Origin of the sequence: Streptomyces sp. NPDC050617 (genome assembly GCF_040654795.1) — a bacterium.
Taxonomy (GTDB): Bacteria; Actinomycetota; Actinomycetes; order Streptomycetales; family Streptomycetaceae; genus Streptomyces.
Window position 1 is genome coordinate 135,551 of the sequence record NZ_JBFAIS010000003.1, and the last position, 16,882, is coordinate 152,432.

Annotated in this window: 15 protein-coding genes; 6 read left to right on the forward strand and 9 right to left on the reverse strand. The window is 71.8% G+C overall.

All coding sequences use genetic code 11. The features are described 5' to 3' along the window. Positions 1-345: 345 nt before the first annotated feature. Positions 346-2,052 (reverse strand): glycerol-3-phosphate dehydrogenase/oxidase, encoded by a 1,707-nt coding sequence (locus AB0I49_RS05590; protein ID WP_363225546.1) that lies wholly within the window; start codon positions 2,050-2,052, stop codon positions 346-348. Between the two features lie 194 nt (positions 2,053-2,246). Between AB0I49_RS05590 and AB0I49_RS05595 the strand changes: the two genes are divergently transcribed. Continuing rightward, a complete protein-coding gene (locus tag AB0I49_RS05595; protein WP_363225547.1) occupies positions 2,247-3,509 on the forward strand; it encodes a nucleotide sugar dehydrogenase in 1,263 nt (420 codons plus the stop codon). Between the two features lie 57 nt (positions 3,510-3,566). On the opposite strand, the gene AB0I49_RS05600 is transcribed toward AB0I49_RS05595, so the two are convergent. After that, positions 3,567-4,718 (reverse strand): rod shape-determining protein, encoded by a 1,152-nt coding sequence (locus tag AB0I49_RS05600; RefSeq protein WP_363225548.1) that lies wholly within the window; start codon positions 4,716-4,718, stop codon positions 3,567-3,569. Between the two features lie 90 nt (positions 4,719-4,808). Here AB0I49_RS05600 and AB0I49_RS05605 point away from each other — a divergent pair, with 90 nt between their 5' ends. Then, entirely contained in the window at positions 4,809-5,300 is a 492-nt protein-coding gene (locus AB0I49_RS05605; RefSeq protein ID WP_363225549.1) for a hypothetical protein, read from the forward strand. A 248-nt stretch (positions 5,301-5,548) separates the two neighbouring features. Further along, on the forward strand, positions 5,549-6,175 hold the full coding sequence (locus AB0I49_RS05610; protein ID WP_363225550.1) for a hypothetical protein: 627 nt from the start codon (positions 5,549-5,551) through the stop codon (positions 6,173-6,175). A 108-nt stretch (positions 6,176-6,283) separates the two neighbouring features. Here AB0I49_RS05610 and AB0I49_RS05615 read toward each other — a convergent pair whose 3' ends face one another. From AB0I49_RS05615 to AB0I49_RS05630, 4 genes are all read right to left on the reverse strand, one after another. Next, positions 6,284-7,411 carry a GuaB3 family IMP dehydrogenase-related protein gene (locus tag AB0I49_RS05615; RefSeq protein ID WP_363225551.1) on the reverse strand — a complete coding sequence of 376 codons (1,128 nt, stop codon included), beginning with the start codon at positions 7,409-7,411 and terminating at the stop codon, positions 6,284-6,286. Positions 7,412-7,587: 176 nt separating this feature from the next. Further along, positions 7,588-9,090 carry an IMP dehydrogenase gene (gene guaB / locus AB0I49_RS05620; RefSeq protein WP_363225552.1) on the reverse strand — a complete coding sequence of 501 codons (1,503 nt, stop codon included), beginning with the start codon at positions 9,088-9,090 and terminating at the stop codon, positions 7,588-7,590. A gap of 336 nt (positions 9,091-9,426) precedes the next feature. Next, on the reverse strand, positions 9,427-10,002 hold the full coding sequence (locus tag AB0I49_RS05625) for a sigma-70 family RNA polymerase sigma factor (RefSeq protein ID WP_363131920.1): 576 nt from the start codon (positions 10,000-10,002) through the stop codon (positions 9,427-9,429). Between the two features lie 370 nt (positions 10,003-10,372). After that, complete coding sequence (locus tag AB0I49_RS05630; RefSeq protein WP_003948568.1) at positions 10,373-10,984, reverse strand: response regulator transcription factor; 612 nt, start codon at positions 10,982-10,984, stop codon at positions 10,373-10,375. Between the two features lie 396 nt (positions 10,985-11,380). Here AB0I49_RS05630 and AB0I49_RS05635 point away from each other — a divergent pair, with 396 nt between their 5' ends. Beyond that, on the forward strand, positions 11,381-11,695 hold the full coding sequence (locus AB0I49_RS05635; RefSeq protein WP_363225553.1) for a WhiB family transcriptional regulator: 315 nt from the start codon (positions 11,381-11,383) through the stop codon (positions 11,693-11,695). A gap of 190 nt (positions 11,696-11,885) precedes the next feature. Here the strand turns inward: AB0I49_RS05635 and AB0I49_RS05640 are convergent, their stop codons facing one another. Then, positions 11,886-12,797, reverse strand: a complete 912-nt coding sequence (locus AB0I49_RS05640; RefSeq protein ID WP_363225554.1) for a LysR family transcriptional regulator — start codon at positions 12,795-12,797, stop codon at positions 11,886-11,888. An 80-nt stretch (positions 12,798-12,877) separates the two neighbouring features. Here AB0I49_RS05640 and AB0I49_RS05645 point away from each other — a divergent pair, with 80 nt between their 5' ends. Continuing rightward, the gene (locus AB0I49_RS05645) at positions 12,878-13,597 is read left to right on the forward strand and encodes an MOSC domain-containing protein (protein WP_363225555.1); all 720 of its coding nucleotides are present in this window, start codon (positions 12,878-12,880) and stop codon (positions 13,595-13,597) included. Then, positions 13,594-14,367 carry an SDR family oxidoreductase gene (locus tag AB0I49_RS05650; protein ID WP_363225556.1) on the forward strand — a complete coding sequence of 258 codons (774 nt, stop codon included), beginning with the start codon at positions 13,594-13,596 and terminating at the stop codon, positions 14,365-14,367. The genes AB0I49_RS05645 and AB0I49_RS05650 overlap by 4 nt, the downstream gene beginning before the upstream one ends. Before the next feature lie 180 nt (positions 14,368-14,547). On the opposite strand, the gene groL is transcribed toward AB0I49_RS05650, so the two are convergent. After that, on the reverse strand, positions 14,548-16,170 hold the full coding sequence (groL, locus tag AB0I49_RS05655) for a chaperonin GroEL (RefSeq protein ID WP_363225749.1): 1,623 nt from the start codon (positions 16,168-16,170) through the stop codon (positions 14,548-14,550). A gap of 136 nt (positions 16,171-16,306) precedes the next feature. Beyond that, positions 16,307-16,615, reverse strand: coding sequence for a co-chaperone GroES (gene groES / locus AB0I49_RS05660; protein ID WP_363131915.1), 309 nt, complete (start codon positions 16,613-16,615; stop codon positions 16,307-16,309). Positions 16,616-16,882 lie beyond the last annotated feature (267 nt).

Here is a 16,882-nt window from a genome sequence, read left to right on the forward strand (position 1 = left end):
TCCGAGTGCTGACATGAGGGGCGTATGCCGAACCACGCCGGTCTCTCCCGCATCATCCCCGCATCATCGTCATCGCGGCCGCGCAGGCGTCGGCGTTGACGGCGTGCGGCGGGTCGTACCGCGCTCCCCTGTTCAAGAGCCGACGGACGGCAGTTCGGTTCCCGGCGCCGCGAAGCTGTCACACGACGCTCATGGGGCGCGCCGCACGGCGGCCGGCGTGGCGGACAGGGGTACGTACGCGCTGGGCGGCCGCCGGGCGGCACGGCCGGCGACCGCCCGGCTAACGGGTCGACAGCGCGGCACGATCCGCTCCGACGCCCCAAAAGTCCGTTCTGGAAGCGAAGTTCACCGGGGCTGGATGTCCGGGGCGCCGAGCCGTGCCGCGTCCGCTGTCAGGTCGTCAGGCTGGCGCTGCGACTCGCGCTCCGCCTCCACGCGCTTCTCGTAGTGCTCGACCTCCCGCTCGATCTGGCCCTGGTCCCAGCCGAGCACCGGCGCCATCAGCTCGGCGGCCTCTCGGGCGCTGCGCGTGCCCCGGTCGAAGGTCTCGATCGAGACGCGGGTGCGGCGCGTGAGGACGTCGTCGAGGTGGCGCGCGCCCTCGTGCGAAGCGGCGTAGACGACCTCGGCGCGCAGATAGTCATCGGCGGCGGCCAGAGGTTCACCGAGTGTGGGGTCGGCGGTGATGAGCGCCAGCACCTCGTCGATCATCGAACCGTACCGGTTGAGCAGGTGCTCCACGCGCGCCACGTGCAGCCCGGTGCGCTGGGCGATGCGGGCGCGGGTGTTCCACAGCGCCTTGTAGCCCTCCGCGCCCATCAGCGGTACGTCCTCGGTGACGCAGTCGGCGACCTTCTGGTCGAGGCCGTGCACCGCCTCGTCCACCGCGTCCTTGGCCATCACCCGGTAGGTCGTGTACTTGCCGCCCGCCACGACCACCAGGCCGGGCACCGGGTGCGCGACGGTGTGCTCACGGGACAGCTTGCTGGTGGCGTCCGACTCGCCGGCCAGCAACGGGCGCAGCCCCGCGTAGACGCCCTGCACGTCGTCCCTGGTGAGCGGGGTGGAGAGGACCCCGTTGACGTGCTCCAGGAGGTAGTCGATGTCGGCGCTGGACGCGGCGGGGTGCGCCTTGTCCAGGTCCCAGTCGGTGTCGGTGGTGCCGACGATCCAGTGCCGTCCCCAGGGGATGACGAACAGCACGCTCTTCTCGGTACGCAGGATGAGCCCGGTGGTGGAGTGGATGCGGTCCTTGGGCACCACCAGATGGATGCCCTTGGAGGCCCGTACGTGGAACTGGCCGCGCTCCGCGATCAGGCCCTGGGTGTCGTCCGTCCACACGCCGGTGGCGTTGACCACCTGGCGGGCACGGATCTCGAATTCGCCGCCCTGCTCCAGGTCGTGCACCCGGGCGCCGACGACCCGCTCGCCCTCGCGCAGGAAGCCCACCACGCGCGCGCGGTTGGCGACGTCCGCGCCGTAGGCGGCGGCGGTGCGCACGATCGTGGCGACATAGCGGGCGTCGTCCACCTGGGCGTCGTAGTACTGGAGGGCGCCCACCAGGGCGTCCTTCTTGAGGCAGGGGGCGACGCTCAGCGCGTGCTTGCGGGTGAGGTGGCGGTGGGCGGGCAGGCCGCGGCCGTGGCCGGAGGAGATGGACATGGCGTCGTAGAGGGCGACGCCCGAGCCCGCGTAGAACCGCTCCCACGCCTTGTGCTGGAGGGGGTAGAGAAAGGGCACCGGGCGCACCAGGTGGGGGGCGATCCGCTCCAGCAGCAGCCCGCGTTCCTTGAGCGCCTCCCGTACGAGCGCGAAGTCGAGCATCTCCAGGTAGCGGAGTCCGCCGTGGATGAGCTTGCTGGAGCGGCTGGAGGTGCCCGCCGCCCAGTCGCGGGCCTCCACGAGGCCGGTCGCCAGTCCGCGGGTGGCCGCGTCCAGGGCGGTGCCCGCGCCGACGACGCCGCCGCCGACGACCAGCACGTCCAGTTCGCGCTCCGCCATCCGGGCGAGCGCCTCGCCGCGCTCGGTCGGGCCGAGTGTCGCTGTCCTCACCACTGCCTCCCGTGTGATCGGGCCCGCGCTCCCCCGTCCGACGATTCTGTCCGCGTCGGGGGCGCGCGACCAGGCTTCACCCGGCTTGGCAACACCGGGTCAATGCCACCGTCCAATACTGAATATGAGTCATATTTCCGCTTAGTCTGAATTCACGCCATCCGGAATCGCCTCGGGAAGGACGGCACGACGCCATGCCCGCAGATCTCGCCGTCATCGGCCTCGGCCATCTCGGTCTCCCCCTCGCCCAGGCCGCTACCGCCGCCGGAGTGAACACCGTCGGCTACGACCCCGACCCGCGCGTCATCGCGGACCTACGAGCCGGCCGGCCGGCGGTGGACGGCTCCCTCACCGCCGCCGAGATCCGCCGCATGCTCTCCGGGGGCCTGCGCACCACCGCCGAGGACGCCGAGCTGGGCCGGGTCCACACGGCCGTGATCTGCGCGCCCACCCCGCTGGGCGAGGACCGCTCGCTGGACCTGCGCGCCGTCGGCGACGCCGCGCACACCCTGGCGGCCCGGCTGCGGCCGCACACCACTGTTCTCCTGGAGTCCACCGCCTACCCGGGGACCACGGAGGAATTCCTGCGCCCCATCCTGGAGAAGGGCTCCGGGCTGCGCGCCGGGCGCGACTTCCACCTCGCCTACTCCCCCAGCCGCCTCGACCCCGGCAACCGCGCGTACGGCTACGGCAACATGCCCAAGGTCATCGGCGGCCTCACCCCCGCCTGCACCGAGGCCGCCGCCGCCTTCTACGGGCGGCTCTGCGACAAGGTCGTACGGGCCCGCGGCCCCCGCGAGGCCGAGACCGTCAAGGTCCTGGAGTCCAACTACCGGCACGTCAACATCGCGCTCGCCAACGAGATGGCCGTCTTCTGCAACGACATCGGGGTCGACCTGTGGGACGTCGTACGGTGCGCCGAGACCAAGCCCTTCGGCTTCCAGGCGTTCCGCCCCGGCCCCGGCGTCGGCGGCCACGGCGTCCCCATCGACCCCAACTACCTCTCCTACCGGGGTCGCAGCCTCGGCTACCCGCTGCGCATGGTCGAGCTGGCCCAGGAGGTCAACGGGCGGATGCCGCGCTACATCATCCAGCGCTGCGCCACCCTCCTCAACGAGCACGGCAAGTCCGCCCGCGGCGCGCGCGTGCTGCTGCTCGGCGTCAGCTACAAGGCCGACGTCGCCGACCAGGAGGGCTCGCCGGCCCGCGAGATCGCCTCCCGGCTCATGGAGCTGGGCGCGCAGGTGAGCTACCACGACCCGCACGTGCCGCAGTGGCGCGTACTGGGCCGGCCCGTGCCGCGCGCGGACTTCCTGTACGAGGCGGCGGCCGACGCCGACCTCACGGTGCTGCTCCAGCAGCACCGCACGTACGACCTCCAGGGGCTGGCCGTGAAGGCGCAGCTCCTGCTGGACACCCGCGGGGCGAGCCCCGCGGGTGCGGCGCACCGCCTTTAGCCGCCAGCGCCGCCGTAAACCCTCAGCCCGCCACAAGCCGCCCAGCGGCCCGCCGGTTCAGCGGCCGGTCGCCAGCAGCCGCTGCGGCTGCGCGTCCAGCACCGTCTTGAGCGACGCGAAGTCCTCGACGCACCGGCCGGTGCCCACCGCCACGCAGTCCAGCGGCTCGTCGGCCACCAGCACCGGGATGTCCAGCTCCTTGCTGAGCCGCACGTCCAGGCCGCGCAGCAGCGCCCCGCCGCCCGTCAGCACGATGCCGCGGTCCATGATGTCGCCGGCCAGCTCCGGCGGGGTCTCGTCCAGCGTCTGCCGGACCGCCGCGACGATGGTGTCCACGGGCTCGACCAGCGCGTGCCGCACCTCGTCCGCCGTCAGCTCCAGGGTCTTGGGCAGGCCGCTGACCTGGTCGCGCCCCCGGATGGTGCAGCGGTCCGGCGGCAGCAGGCCCTGGGTGTCCTCGGGGTCGCCGTTGTCGTCGGAGAGGCCGTCGTTCTTCTCCAGCTGCTCGGCGAGCGCGCTGAGCCCCGCCGCCGTCCAGTAGCCGGTGGCCGTGGCGGAGCCGATGCTCATCTTGAGCGTCTCCGCGGTCCGCTCCCCGATCGCGAGGGAGTACTCCTTCTTCACGTACGAGATGATCGCCGCGTCCATCGCGTCGCCCGCGGTCCGCACCGAACGGGCCGTCACGATGCCGCCCAGCGAGATCACCGCGACCTCGGTGGTGCCGCCGCCGATGTCCACGACCATGCAGCCGGTCGGCTCGCTCACCGGCAGCCCCGCGCCGATCGCCGCGGCCATCGGCTCCTCGACCAGGTGCACCTGGCGGGCCCCGGCGCGGCTCGCCGCCTCGATGACCGCGCGCCGCTCGACGCCCGTGATGCCCGACGGCACGCAGACCACGACCCGCGGGCGCGCCAGCCTGCGGTTGCCCGTGACCCGCTTGATGAAGTGCCGGAGCATCCGCTCGGCTATCTCGAAGTCGGCTATGACGCCGTCGCGCAGCGGGCGGACGGCCACGATGTTCGAGGGCGTCCGCCCGATGGTCTCTCTCGCCTCGAAACCCACCGAGAGCACCCCGCCGTCGGCGGCGTTCACCGCGACCACCGATGGCTCGTTGAGCACCACGCCCTTCCCCCGCACGTACACCAGCGTGTTCGCGGTGCCGAGGTCGATGCCCATGTCCCGTCCGTTGAACGACTTGCTTTGCGCCATAAGTTGCCATTATTCCCTATGCCCGAATCTTTATACGAAGCACACATCGGACGCTCGCTGACATTGGCCGCGCTGCTAGCGTGCGAAATCATGAGCGTGCCCGCACCGCGATCCGAGACCGCTCCGCCTTCGCCGGACCGCCCCGCGGCCGAAGGCCGGCCCGCGCGGGGCCTCGCCGCGGGCGCCGCCACCGCGCTCCTCGTCGCCGTCGTCCTGGGCTGGGCCCAGGGGCTGACCGGCCCCGGCAGCCACGAGCTCGGCTACTGGGCGCTCGCGATCGGCCTGCTCGTCGGCGCGGCCCTCGGCAAGGCCGGCGGACGCGCGCCGGCGCTCGCGCCGCTCGGCGCCCTGCTGGCCCTGCTCGGCGTCCTCCTTGCCCAGCTCCTCGCCGCCGCCACGACCATGGGCGGGGCGACGGGCGACGCCCTGAGCCACCCGCCGGGCGTTCTCGCCACCCTGCTGCACGACTTCGACGCCGTCGTGGACTACTGGCGCGACGAGATGCTCGGCAGGAACGACATCGCCTTCTACGCCGTGGCGGGGGCCGAGGGGTACCTGGTCGCCAAGCGCGTAGCCGAATAGCTCAGCAGCCGAGTAGCCGAGCGACCAGGACGTACCGGCCTCCGGCACGCCCCGCGCCCCCGGCCGTCCCGCTGGTCCCGCACGCCCTGCCCCCGACCGTCCCGCACGTCCCAACCGTGTCACGGAGCGAGAAACTCCGTGTTGCACCGTCAGTCCTAACTGTTAGCTTATGGCCCGACTTTCATACTGCGCTCCAGCCACTTCCGGCTCAGGAGCGCGGTTCCGCACCTTCACCTCGGGGGAACACCGTGAGCCAGCCCTGGCAGCAGCCGCAGCCGCCTGAACAGCCGCAGCAGCCGAATCCGTACGGACAGCCGCCCCAGCAGCCGGCCGGATACGGCTACCCGCAGCAGCAGCCCGGCGCGTACCCGCCCCCGGCGCCCGGCGGCTACCAGCAGCAGCCCTACCCGCCCCACCAGCGCATGTACGGCGCTCCGGGCGGCTTCCCGCCCCCGCCCCCGGCCGCACGCACAGGCAATCCGGGCCTCGCGGTCGTCGCCGGCGTCGTCGCCATGCTCGTCGGCTCCGCGATCTACGGCGCGATACTCAAGGCCACCGACGGCGCCCAGATCGGCTACCTCGCCGCCGCCACCGGCGCGCTCATCGGCGCGGCCCTCGGCAAGCTCGGCGGCCGCAACGCGGCCCTGCCGGTCGTCGGCGCGGCCCTCGGCCTGATCGGCGTCTACCTCGGCCAGGTCTTCGGCATCGCGCTGGGCATCAGCGACGCCGTGAACGTCCCGCTCACCGAGGTGGTCTTCGACCACTTCGACGTCCTCAACCGGGCGTGGAAGGAGTACCTGGAGTTCATCGACGTGGCCTTCTACCTCCTCGGTGCGGCCGGCGCCTACAGCGCCGCCAAGAAGCTCGCCGGCTGACGGTTCCGGGCGGCGCGCCCGTACCGACGCCCGAGGGCCCGGACCCCCGCGAACAGCGGGTGATCCGGGCCCTCGGCGGCTGCGGCCGCGACCGCGGCCGGCGCGGCGTCAGCGGTTGTCGTGCTGGGACGGGGCGACCGTCACCTCGACGCGCTGGAACTCCTTGAGCTCCGAGTAGCCCGTCGTGGCCATCGCCCGGCGCAGCGCGCCGAAGAAGTTCATCGAGCCGTCCGGGATGTGCGACGGGCCGAGCAGCACCTCCTCGGTGGTGCCGACCGCGCCCAGGTCCATCCGCTTGCCGCGCGGCACGTCCTCGTGGACGGCCTCCATGCCCCAGTGGTGGCCGCGGCCCGGCGCGTCCGTGGCACGGGCCAGCGGGGAGCCCATCATCACGGCGTCGGCGCCGCAGGCGATGGCCTTGGGCAGGTCGCCGGACCAGCCCACGCCGCCGTCCGCGATCACGTGCACGTACCGGCCGCCGGACTCGTCCATGTAGTCCCGCCGGGCGGCGGCGACGTCGGCGACCGCGGTGGCCATCGGCACCTGGATGCCCAGCACGTTGCGGGTGGTGTGCGCGGCGCCGCCGCCGAAGCCGACGAGGACGCCCGCCGCGCCCGTACGCATCAGGTGCAGGGCCGCGGTGTAGGTCGCACAGCCGCCGACGATTACGGGCACGTCCAGCTCGTAGATGAACTGCTTGAGGTTGAGCGGCTCGGCCGCGCCCGAGACGTGCTCGGCGGAGACCGTGGTGCCCCGGATCACGAAGATGTCCACGCCCGCGTCGACCACGGCCTTGGAGAACTGCGCGGTGCGCTGCGGCGAGAGCGCGGCGGCGGTCACGACGCCGGAGTCGCGCACCTCCTTGATGCGCTGCCCGATCAGCTCTTCCTTGATCGGGGCGGCGTAGATCTCCTGCAGCCGCCTGGTCGCGGCAACCTCGTCCAGCTCGGCGATCTCGGCGAGCAGCGGCTCCGGGTCCTCGTAGCGGGTCCACAGACCCTCCAGGTTGAGGACGCCCAGCCCGCCCAGCTCGCCGATGCGGATCGCGGTCTGCGGCGAGACCACCGAGTCCATCGGGGCCGCGAGGAAGGGCAGCTCGAACCGGTAGGCATCGATCTGCCAGGCGATCGAGACCTCCTTCGGGTCGCGGGTGCGCCGACTGGGGACGACGGCGATGTCGTCGAACGCGTACGCCCGGCGGCCGCGCTTGCCGCGCCCGATCTCGATCTCAGTCACGTGTGTGGCCTCTCAAATTCCTCGGCGCTCCATCTGCCGATTCCAGTATCCCCGACATGCCGGAACCCGCGGCCGGTAGTCCGGTCCGCGGGTTCTGACCAGGGATTTCGCCGTGTATCAGGGCGTTGTCAGGGGGTGTGTCAGGGCGTATGTCAGGACATGTGCCGGGACGTGGGTCAGCGGCGGGAGTAGTTCGGGGCCTCCGTGGTCATCTGGATGTCGTGCGGGTGGCTCTCCTTGAGCCCCGCCGACGTGATGCGCACGAAGCTGCCCTTGTCCTTCAGCTCCTGGACGTCGGCGGAGCCGACATAGCCCATGGAGGCCCGCAGACCGCCGATGAGCTGGTGCGCGACCGAGGAGAGCGGACCGCGGTAGGGCACCTGGCCCTCGATGCCCTCGGGCACCAGCTTGTCCTCGGAGAGCACGTTGTCCTGGAAGTAGCGGTCCTTGGAGAAGGAACGGGCCTGGCCGCGGGTCTGCATCGCGCCCAGCGAGCCCATGCCCCGGTAGGACTTGAACTGCTTGCCGTTGATGAAGACCATCTCGCCCGGCGACTCCTCGCAGCCCGCGAGCAGCGAGCCGAGCATCACGGTGTCCGCGCCGGCCGCGATGGCCTTGGCGATGTCGCCGGAGTACTGCAGGCCGCCGTCGCCGATCAGCGGCACGCCCGCCGCGTGGCACGCCTTGGCGGCCTCGTAGATCGCCGTGACCTGCGGAACGCCGATGCCCGCGACGACCCGGGTCGTGCAGATCGAACCGGGGCCCACGCCGATCTTCACGCCGTCCGCGCCCGCGTCGATGAGCGCCTGCGCGCCGTCGCGGGTCGCGACGTTGCCGCCGACGACGTCGACGGCGACCTGCGACTTGACCTTGGCGATCATGTCGAGGATGCCCCGGCTGTGGCCGTGCGCGCTGTCGACGACCAGGAAGTCGACGCCGGCCTCGACGAGCGCCTGCGCCCGCTCGAACGCCTCGTCGCCGACGCCCACCGCCGCGCCGACGACGAGCCGGCCCTCGGCGTCCTTGGCGGCCTGCGGGTACTTCTCGGCCTTGACGAAGTCCTTGACGGTGATGAGGCCCTTGAGGACGCCCGCCTCGTCGACCAGCGGCAGCTTCTCGATCTTGTGGCGGCGGAGCAGCTCGATGGCGTCCTCGCCGGAGATCCCGACCTTGCCGGTGACCAGCGGCATCGGCGTCATGACCTCGCGCACCTGACGGCCGCGGTCCAGCTCGAAGGCCATGTCGCGGTTGGTGACGATGCCCAGCAGCTTGCCCGCGGGGTCCGTGACCGGCACGCCGCTGATGCGGAACTTCGCGCACAGCGCGTCGGCGTCGGCCAGCGTCGCGTCGGGGTGCACCGTGATCGGGTCGGTGACCATGCCCGACTCGGAGCGCTTGACGAGGTCGACCTGGTTGGCCTGGTCCTCGATGGAGAGGTTGCGGTGCAGAACGCCGGCGCCGCCCTGGCGGGCCATGGCGATGGCCATCCGCGCCTCGGTGACCTTGTCCATCGCGGCGGACAGCAGCGGGATGTTCACGCGTACGTTCCGCGAGACACGGGACGAGGTGTCGACCGCGTTCGGCAGCACCTCGGAGGCGCCCGGCAGCAGCAGCACGTCGTCGTACGTCAGCCCGAGCATCGCGAATTTCGCAGGCATTCCGTCGACGTTGTCAGTCATGACACCTTCCCAATGGTCTTGCCTCGGCGCGGACGTCCATGCTAACGGGAGCCACAGGTGTCTCATTCCACGACGAATGAGGGACTCATCACTCGTGCGTTCCTACGGCGTGCGCACGGCATACGGGCAGTCTCGCGCCCATCGCCGGCGCCCGTACGACCCCCGCGTCACGACCGTACGGGCAGCGGCGCCCACGACCGTACGGGCAGCCGCCCCCTCACGCGTACGGGCGGCCGGTTCCGTACGCGCGTACGGAATCGGCCGCCCGTGGCCGTACGGACCGCCCGACCGGCCGCGCCCCGCACTGCGGCGCGGCGTCCGCCGCCCTGCTGCTCGCTACTGCTCGGCCAGCGCGCGGAGCCGGCTCATCGCGCGGTGCTGCGCGACCCGCACCGCGCCCGGCGACATCCCCAGCATCTGCCCGGTCTCCTCGGCCGTCATCCCGATGGCCACCCGCAGCAGCACCAGTTCGCGCTGGTGCTCCGGCAGATTGGCGAGAAGTTTCTTGGCCCACTCGGCGTCGCTGCTGAGCAGCGCCCGCTCCTCCGGGCCGAGCGAGTCGTCCGGCTGCTCCGGCATCTCGTCGGAGGGCACGGCCGTGCTGCCGGGGCGGCGCATGGCGGCCCGCTGGAGGTCGGCGACCTTGTGCGCGGCGATCGCGACGACGAACGCCTCGAAGGGCCGGCCGGTGTCGCGGTAGCGCGGCAGCGCGCACAGCACGGCCAGGCAGACCTCCTGGGCCAGGTCGTCCACGAAGTGGCGGGCGTCGCCGGGCAGACGGGAGAGCCGGGTGCGGCAGTAGCGCAGGGCGAGGGGGTGCACCAGGGCGAGCAGGTCGTGCGTGGCCCGCCGGTCCCCCTCGGCGGCGCGTGTGACGAGGGCGCCGATCGCCGTGTTCTCGTCGTCGCGCATCGGTCCATGGTGCCTTGACGCCCAGCGATCCATGGCACCGCCTTCGTAGTTGTGCATCGAACCGTTACGCGTCGATGTCCTCGCACTCACGTCTCGCGCCTCCCCATCCGGGTATTTCCGCCCCCGCGCCAACGACTCCACCGATGGCCTGCGCCGGTGTCGTGCGGCACCGGTTTCGAGCCTGTCCGTCATGAGGTCACTGCCGGCCGAGTGAGGAACCTCGGCCTCCGCCGGGGAGGAGTCACACACCCAAGGATGCGGCATCCCTCGGGGTTTCGGCGTCGGACGCCGACGCAGTGAGGTCGCGGCGCGCACCACCCGGACGAGTGGTGCGCGCCGCGACCTCACAACGCCGCACGCCGCATCGGTCTCAGCGGACCAGACCCCAGCGGAATCCGAGCGCCACGGCGTGCGCGCGGTCGGATGCGCCGAGCTTCTTGAACAGCCGGCGCGCGTGCGTCTTGACCGTGTCCTCGGAGAGGAAGAGCTCGCGTCCGATCTCCGCGTTGGAGCGGCCGTGGCTCATGCCCTCCAGCACCTGGATCTCGCGCGCGGTCAGGGTCGGCGCGGCGCCCATCTCGGCCGACCGCAGTCTGCGCGGGGCGAGCCGCCAGGTGGGGTCGGCGAGCGCCTGTGTGACGGTCGCGCGCAGCTCGGCGCGCGAGGCGTCCTTGTGCAGATAGCCGCGGGCCCCGGCGGCGACGGCGAGCGCCACCCCGTCGAGGTCCTCGGCCACCGTGAGCATGATGATGCGGGCCCCGGGGTCCGCCGAGAGCAGCCGCCGTACGGTTTCGACGCCGCCGAGGCCGGGCATCCGCACGTCCATCAGAATCAGGTCCGAGCGATCGGCGCCCCAGCGGCGGAGGACTTCCTCGCCGTTGGCCGCCGTCGTCACACGCTCGACACCGGGAACGGTCGCCACCGCACGGCGGAGCGCCTCTCGGGCAAGCGGGGAGTCGTCACAGACGAGGACGGATGTCATGGCTGTCCTCCGCGGCTCTCACAGCTGCTGCGCGTCACCTTGAGCCTCCAGGCTGGTACTGATCGTCACCTGCGCGATCGACGCGCTCGGACATCTGCCCGAGTCCTTAATCCGTCAACCGCCTCGCACTCTCAACGACGGTCACCCGAAAGAGTTACGGCCTCGGGCGACCGCCTTCAGCAGTCCACGCGAGGGGGCCGACACGGGACAGGCCGTGCCCGGCCCGACCACCTCGCCTTTACCCTATGCCCCATTTGCCTATCTTCTGGGATTTTTCTTCCATTTTGGAGGTGTCTATGGCTAGATTCGCAATGAGTCATATTTACATCTGCTTACACAGCGGATGTACGGTCATGGGCAGTGCGTCCGGATCAGAACGTTCCGAGGGGATAAGCAATGGCAGATTTCTCCCGCCTTCCCGGTCCCAACGCCGACCTGTGGGACTGGCAGCTCCTGGCCGCCTGCCGAGGGGTCGACAGCTCCCTCTTCTTCCACCCGGAGGGTGAACGCGGCGCCGCCCGCAGCGCGCGCGAGGCCTCGGCGAAAGAAGTGTGCATGCGCTGCCCCGTGCGCTCGGAGTGCGCGGCGCACGCGCTCGCCGTACGGGAGCCGTACGGCGTCTGGGGCGGCCTCACCGAAGACGAACGCGAGGAACTCATGGGCCGCGCCCGGCACCGCGTGATCGCGGCCTCCGGCGCGACGGCCCTCTGACGGGACAAGCCCTCTGAAGAAACGTTCACCCGCCATCCGGCCGAGCCGAGGCCAGCCAAGGCCGGCCGAGGCAAGGCGGGGCCGGCCGAGGCAAGGCGAGGCGAACCGGCCCGCGGGGCAGCCGGTACGAGCGCCCGCGCATCCCCGGACGCGCAGGCGCCCCGCGCCCCGCGCCCCGCGCCCCGCGCCGTCAGCGGGCCGCGGCCGTCGCCAAGCGGTCCAGCATCGCCGCGACCGCGGGGACACGGTCGAGGTCGGGAAGGGTGAGGGCGACGATCTCGCGTTCCACGGCGGGCTCCACGCGGACCGTGCGGGCGCCCTTGGGGCGCAGCGTCTCCAGCGCCAGCTCGGGCATCACCGCCACCCCCATACCGGCTCCGACCAGGCCGAACACCGCCGGGTAGTCATCCGTCGCGAAGTCGATCCGCGGGGTGAAACCCGCACTCTCGCACACCCGCTCCAGATGGCTGCGGCAGCGCGGGCAGCCGGCGATCCAGGGCTCGTCGGCCAGGTCGCCGACGGCGATCCGGTCCGCGTCGGCGAGCCGGTGCCCCTCGGGGACGACGCCCACGAGCCGGTCCGTCAGCAGGTGGCGTACGACCAGGTCGTCCCACTCCGCGTCGGCCGCCGGGTCCGCGCCGCGGACGTCCGGGTAGCGGAAGGCCAGCGCGATCTCGCAGTCGCCCGCGCGCAGCATCTCCACCGAGCGCGGCGGCTCGGCCTCGACCAGCGAGATGCGGGTGCCCGGATGCGCCGCGCGCATATCGGCCAGCGCGGTGGGCACCAGCGTCGAACTGCCGCTGGGGAAGGAGACCAGCCGCACCCGCCCGGCCCGCAGCCCGGCGATGGCCGCGACCTCCTCCTCCGCCGCCGTCAGCCCGGACAGGATGCCGGTCGCGTGCCGCACCAGCGCCGCGCCGGCCTCGGTCAGGCGCGTCTCACGGCCCGTACGGACCAGCAGCGGGGTACCGGCCGACTGTTCCAGGGCCTTCATCTGCTGACTGACGGCGGGCTGGGTGCAGCCCAGTTCGCGGGCCGCGCCGGAGAGCGAGCCCGTGGCGGCGACAGCGCGCAGCACCCGGAGATGTCGAGCCTCGATCATACTGCGAGCATAAGGGCATCTTGGGGGTGTCCGAAAATATTCGCACGCCGCTTTGGGATGCTTCGTCTACGCTGCTGCCCATGCGTCTGCTCACCGTGAATTCCGGCCGACCCATGACCGCCGACTACACCGACTGGGACGGCGGCACGGGCATCGACAAGCGCCCCGTGGACGGCCCGGTGGCCGTGGCCGCGCCGGGCCCCAAGGGCGCCGCGGGCAGCGGCGTCGCCGGGGACGCCGTCTGCGACCGCCGTCACCACGGCGGCGACGACCAGGCCGTATACGCCTACGCCCGCGAGGATCTCGACTTCTGGGAGCGGGAGTTGGGGCGCGAGCTCGCGCCCGGCGTGTTCGGCGAGAACCTCACCACCGTCGGAATCGACGTCACCGGGGCGCTCGTCGGCGAGCGCTGGCGCGTCGGCCCGGACCTGCTGCTGGAGGTGACCTCGCCGCGCATCCCCTGCCGTACGTTCGCGGGCTGGCTCGAAGAGAAGGGCTGGGTGCGGCGGTTCACCCGGGCCGCGCTGCCCGGCGCGTACCTGCGGGTGCTCGAACCCGGCGAGATCCGCGCCGGCGACCCCGTCGAGGTCGTGCACCGGCCCGACCACGACGTGACGGTCTCCCTCCTCTTCCGCGCGGTCACCACCGAGCGCGAACTCCTGCCGCGCGTACTGGCCGCGGGCGACGCGCTGCACCCGGACGCGCGGGAGACGGCCGTCAACTACGTCGCCCGCAAGGCGGAGGACGACCGGCGAGCGGGGAGCGGCGAGGGCGCGCCGGGCACTAACGTTCGCGTATGACGACTGCACTGATCACGGGAGCGACGGCCGGCATCGGCGCCGCCTTCGCCCGGCGGCTGGCCTCCGACGGGCACAACGTGGTGCTGGTGGCGCGCGACCCCGAGCGCCTGCGCGACCAGGCGACCGAACTCCACGACCGGCACGGCGTGGAGGCGGAGGTGCTCCGCGCCGACCTCTCGCGGGACGAGGGGATCGCCGCGGTCGAGGAGCGCGTCGCGGACCGTACGCACCCGGTGGACCTGCTGGTGAACAACGCCGGGTTCGGCAACAAGGGCAACTACCTCGACGTGCCGATGTCCGACGAGCTGACCATGCTCAAGGTGCACTGCGAGGCGGTGCTGCGGCTGACGAGCGCGGCGGCGGTCTCGATGCGCGAGCGGGGGCGCGGCGGCGTGGTGAACGTCGCCTCGGTGGCGGCGTTCGTGCCGCGCGGCACGTACGGGGCGAGCAAGGCGTGGGTCGTCCAGTTCACCCAGGGCGCCGCGCGGGACCTGGCCGGGAGCGGGGTGCGGCTGATGGCGCTCTGCCCCGGTTTCGTACGGACCGAGTTCCACCAGCGGGCGGGCATGGGCACCGGCAGCATCCCGGGGTGGATGTGGCTGGACGCCGACAAACTGGTCGACGCGGCGCTGCGGGATCTGGCCCGCGGCAAGTCGCTGTCCGTGCCGGACCCGCGGTACAAGGCGCTGACGGGCCTGGCGAAGCTCGCGCCGCGCGGTGCGCTCTCGCGCGTCTCGTCGTCGACGGGCCGCAAGTACGGACCGCAGTAGCCGCCGCCTCACGGACGTACGGGGTGTACGGACGTACGGACCGTGTAGCCGCCGCTTACGGACTTACGGGCGCGCGTACGGGCCGGAGCGGGACCTGCCCCGACGCGCGGAGACCCGGCTCCCCCGAAGGGGCGCCGGGTCTCCGCGCGCTACGGCCGCCGGCTCGGCGGCCGCGTACCACTAGTGGGCGTGGCCGTGGCCCTGACCGGCCTCCGGCTCCTCCTCCGCGGGCTTCTCGACGACCAGGGTCTCGGTCGTGAGCAGCAGCGACGCGATGGACGCGGCGTTCTCCAGCGCGGAGCGGGTGACCTTGACCGGGTCGATGACGCCGGCCTTCACCAGGTCGCCGTACTCGCCGGTCGCGGCGTTGAAGCCCTGGCCCTTGTCGAGCTCGGCGACCTTGGAGGTGATGACGTAGCCCTCCAGGCCGGCGTTCTCGGCGATCCAGCGCAGCGGCTCGACGACGGCGCGGCGGACGACGGCGACACCGGTGGCCTCGTCGCCCTCCTTGTCGAGGGAGTTCGCCAGGACCTTCGCGGCGTGCACGAGCGCGGAACCGCCACCGGAGACGATGCCCTCCTCGACCGCGGCGCGGGTCGCGGAGATGGCGTCCTCCAGGCGGTGCTTCTTCTCCTTGAGCTCGACCTCGGTGGCCGCGCCCACGCGGATGACGCAGACGCCGCCGGCGAGCTTGGCGAGGCGCTCCTGGAGCTTCTCGCGGTCCCAGTCCGAGTCCGTGGACTCGATCTCGGCCTTGATCTGGTTGACGCGGCCGGCCACGTCGTCGGCGTTGCCGCCGCCGTCGACGATGGTGGTGTCGTCCTTGGTGACGGTCACGCGGCGGGCGGTGCCCAGCACGTCCAGACCGGCCTGGTCGAGCTTGAGGCCGACCTCCTCGGCGATGACGGTCGCACCGGTGAGGGTGGCGATGTCGCCGAGCATGGCCTTGCGGCGGTCGCCGAAGCCGGGGGCCTTGACGGCCACGGCGTTGAACGTGCCGCGGATCTTGTTGACCACGAGGGTGGAGAGCGCCTCGCCCTCGACGTCCTCGGCGATGATCAGCAGCGGCTTGGAGGCGCCGGCCTGGATGACCTTCTCCAGCAGCGGCAGCAGGTCCTGGATCGAACCGATCTTGCCCTGGTGGACCAGGATGTACGGGTCGTCGAGCACGGCCTCCATACGCTCCTGGTCGGAGACCATGTACGGGGACAGGTAGCCCTTGTCGAAGGCCATGCCCTCGGTGAAGTCGAGCTCCAGGCCGAAGGTGTTGGACTCCTCGACGGTGATGACGCCGTCCTTGCCGACCTTGTCCATCGCCTCGGCGATGAGCTCGCCGACCTGCTTGTCCTGGGCGGACAGGCCGGCGACGGCCGCGATGTCGGCCTTGTCGTCGATCGGACGGGCGGTGGCGAGGAGCTCCTCGGACACGGCCTTGACCGCGGCGTCGATGCCCTTCTTCAGGGCGGCCGGGGAGGCGCCGGCGGCGACGTTGCGCAGGCCCTCGCGGACCAGCGCCTGGGCCAGCACGGTGGCGGTGGTGGTGCCGTCGCCCGCGATGTCGTTGGTCTTGGTCGCCACCTCCTTCACCAGCTGGGCGCCCAGGTTCTCGTACGGGTCGTCGATCTCGACCTCGCGGGCGATGGTGACGCCGTCGTTGGTGATGGTGGGGGCGCCGAACTTCTTGTCGATGACGACGTTGCGACCCTTGGGGCCGATCGTCACCTTGACGGTGTCGGCAAGCTTGTTGACGCCGCGCTCAAGGGCGCGACGGGCGTCCTCGTCGAACTTCAGGATCTTCGCCATGAGTTGCTTCAAGTCCTCTCGTTGCGATCCCCGGCCACGCGGCGGCGACCGCTGTCGCTCAAATGAACTGCGCCCCGGGCGCCCGGCTTTTCAGACGCGGGGAACCAGGGGCGCAGAACAGGCAAACTTCGGTGAATTACTTCTCGATGATCGCGAGCACGTCGCGAGCCGAGAGAACGAGGTACTCCTCGCCGTTGTACTTCACTTCGGTGCCGCCGTACTTGCTGTAGAGCACGACGTCGCCGACGGCGACATCGAGCGGAAGACGGTTGCCGTCCTCGAAGCGGCCCGGGCCCACGGCCAGGACAGCGCCCTCCTGGGGCTTCTCCTTAGCAGTGTCCGGAATAACCAGGCCAGAGGCCGTGGTCTGCTCGGCGTCGAGCGGCTGGACCACAATGCGGTCCTCGAGCGGCTTGATGGCAACCTTGGAGCTGGCGGTCGTCACGATCCGACCTCCCCCTTCGGAGATCTCACGGGGTTAACTGTCTGAGGTGGCGACCAGGTGTGATCCGTCGTCGCGGGTGCCGGATCTGCCCGTCGCTGTGTTTGGCACTCCCCGGTGGAGAGTGCCAGATGCGAGACTATGACGCGGTTAGCACTCGGTCAAGCGGAGTGCCAACGCGGCGCAATTCTGCGCGACGCGACGGGGGGTGCCGAGTGCCTGGGCGCACCCCGGCTGCCGGGGCTCTGCCCCGGACCCCGGCCCTCAAAC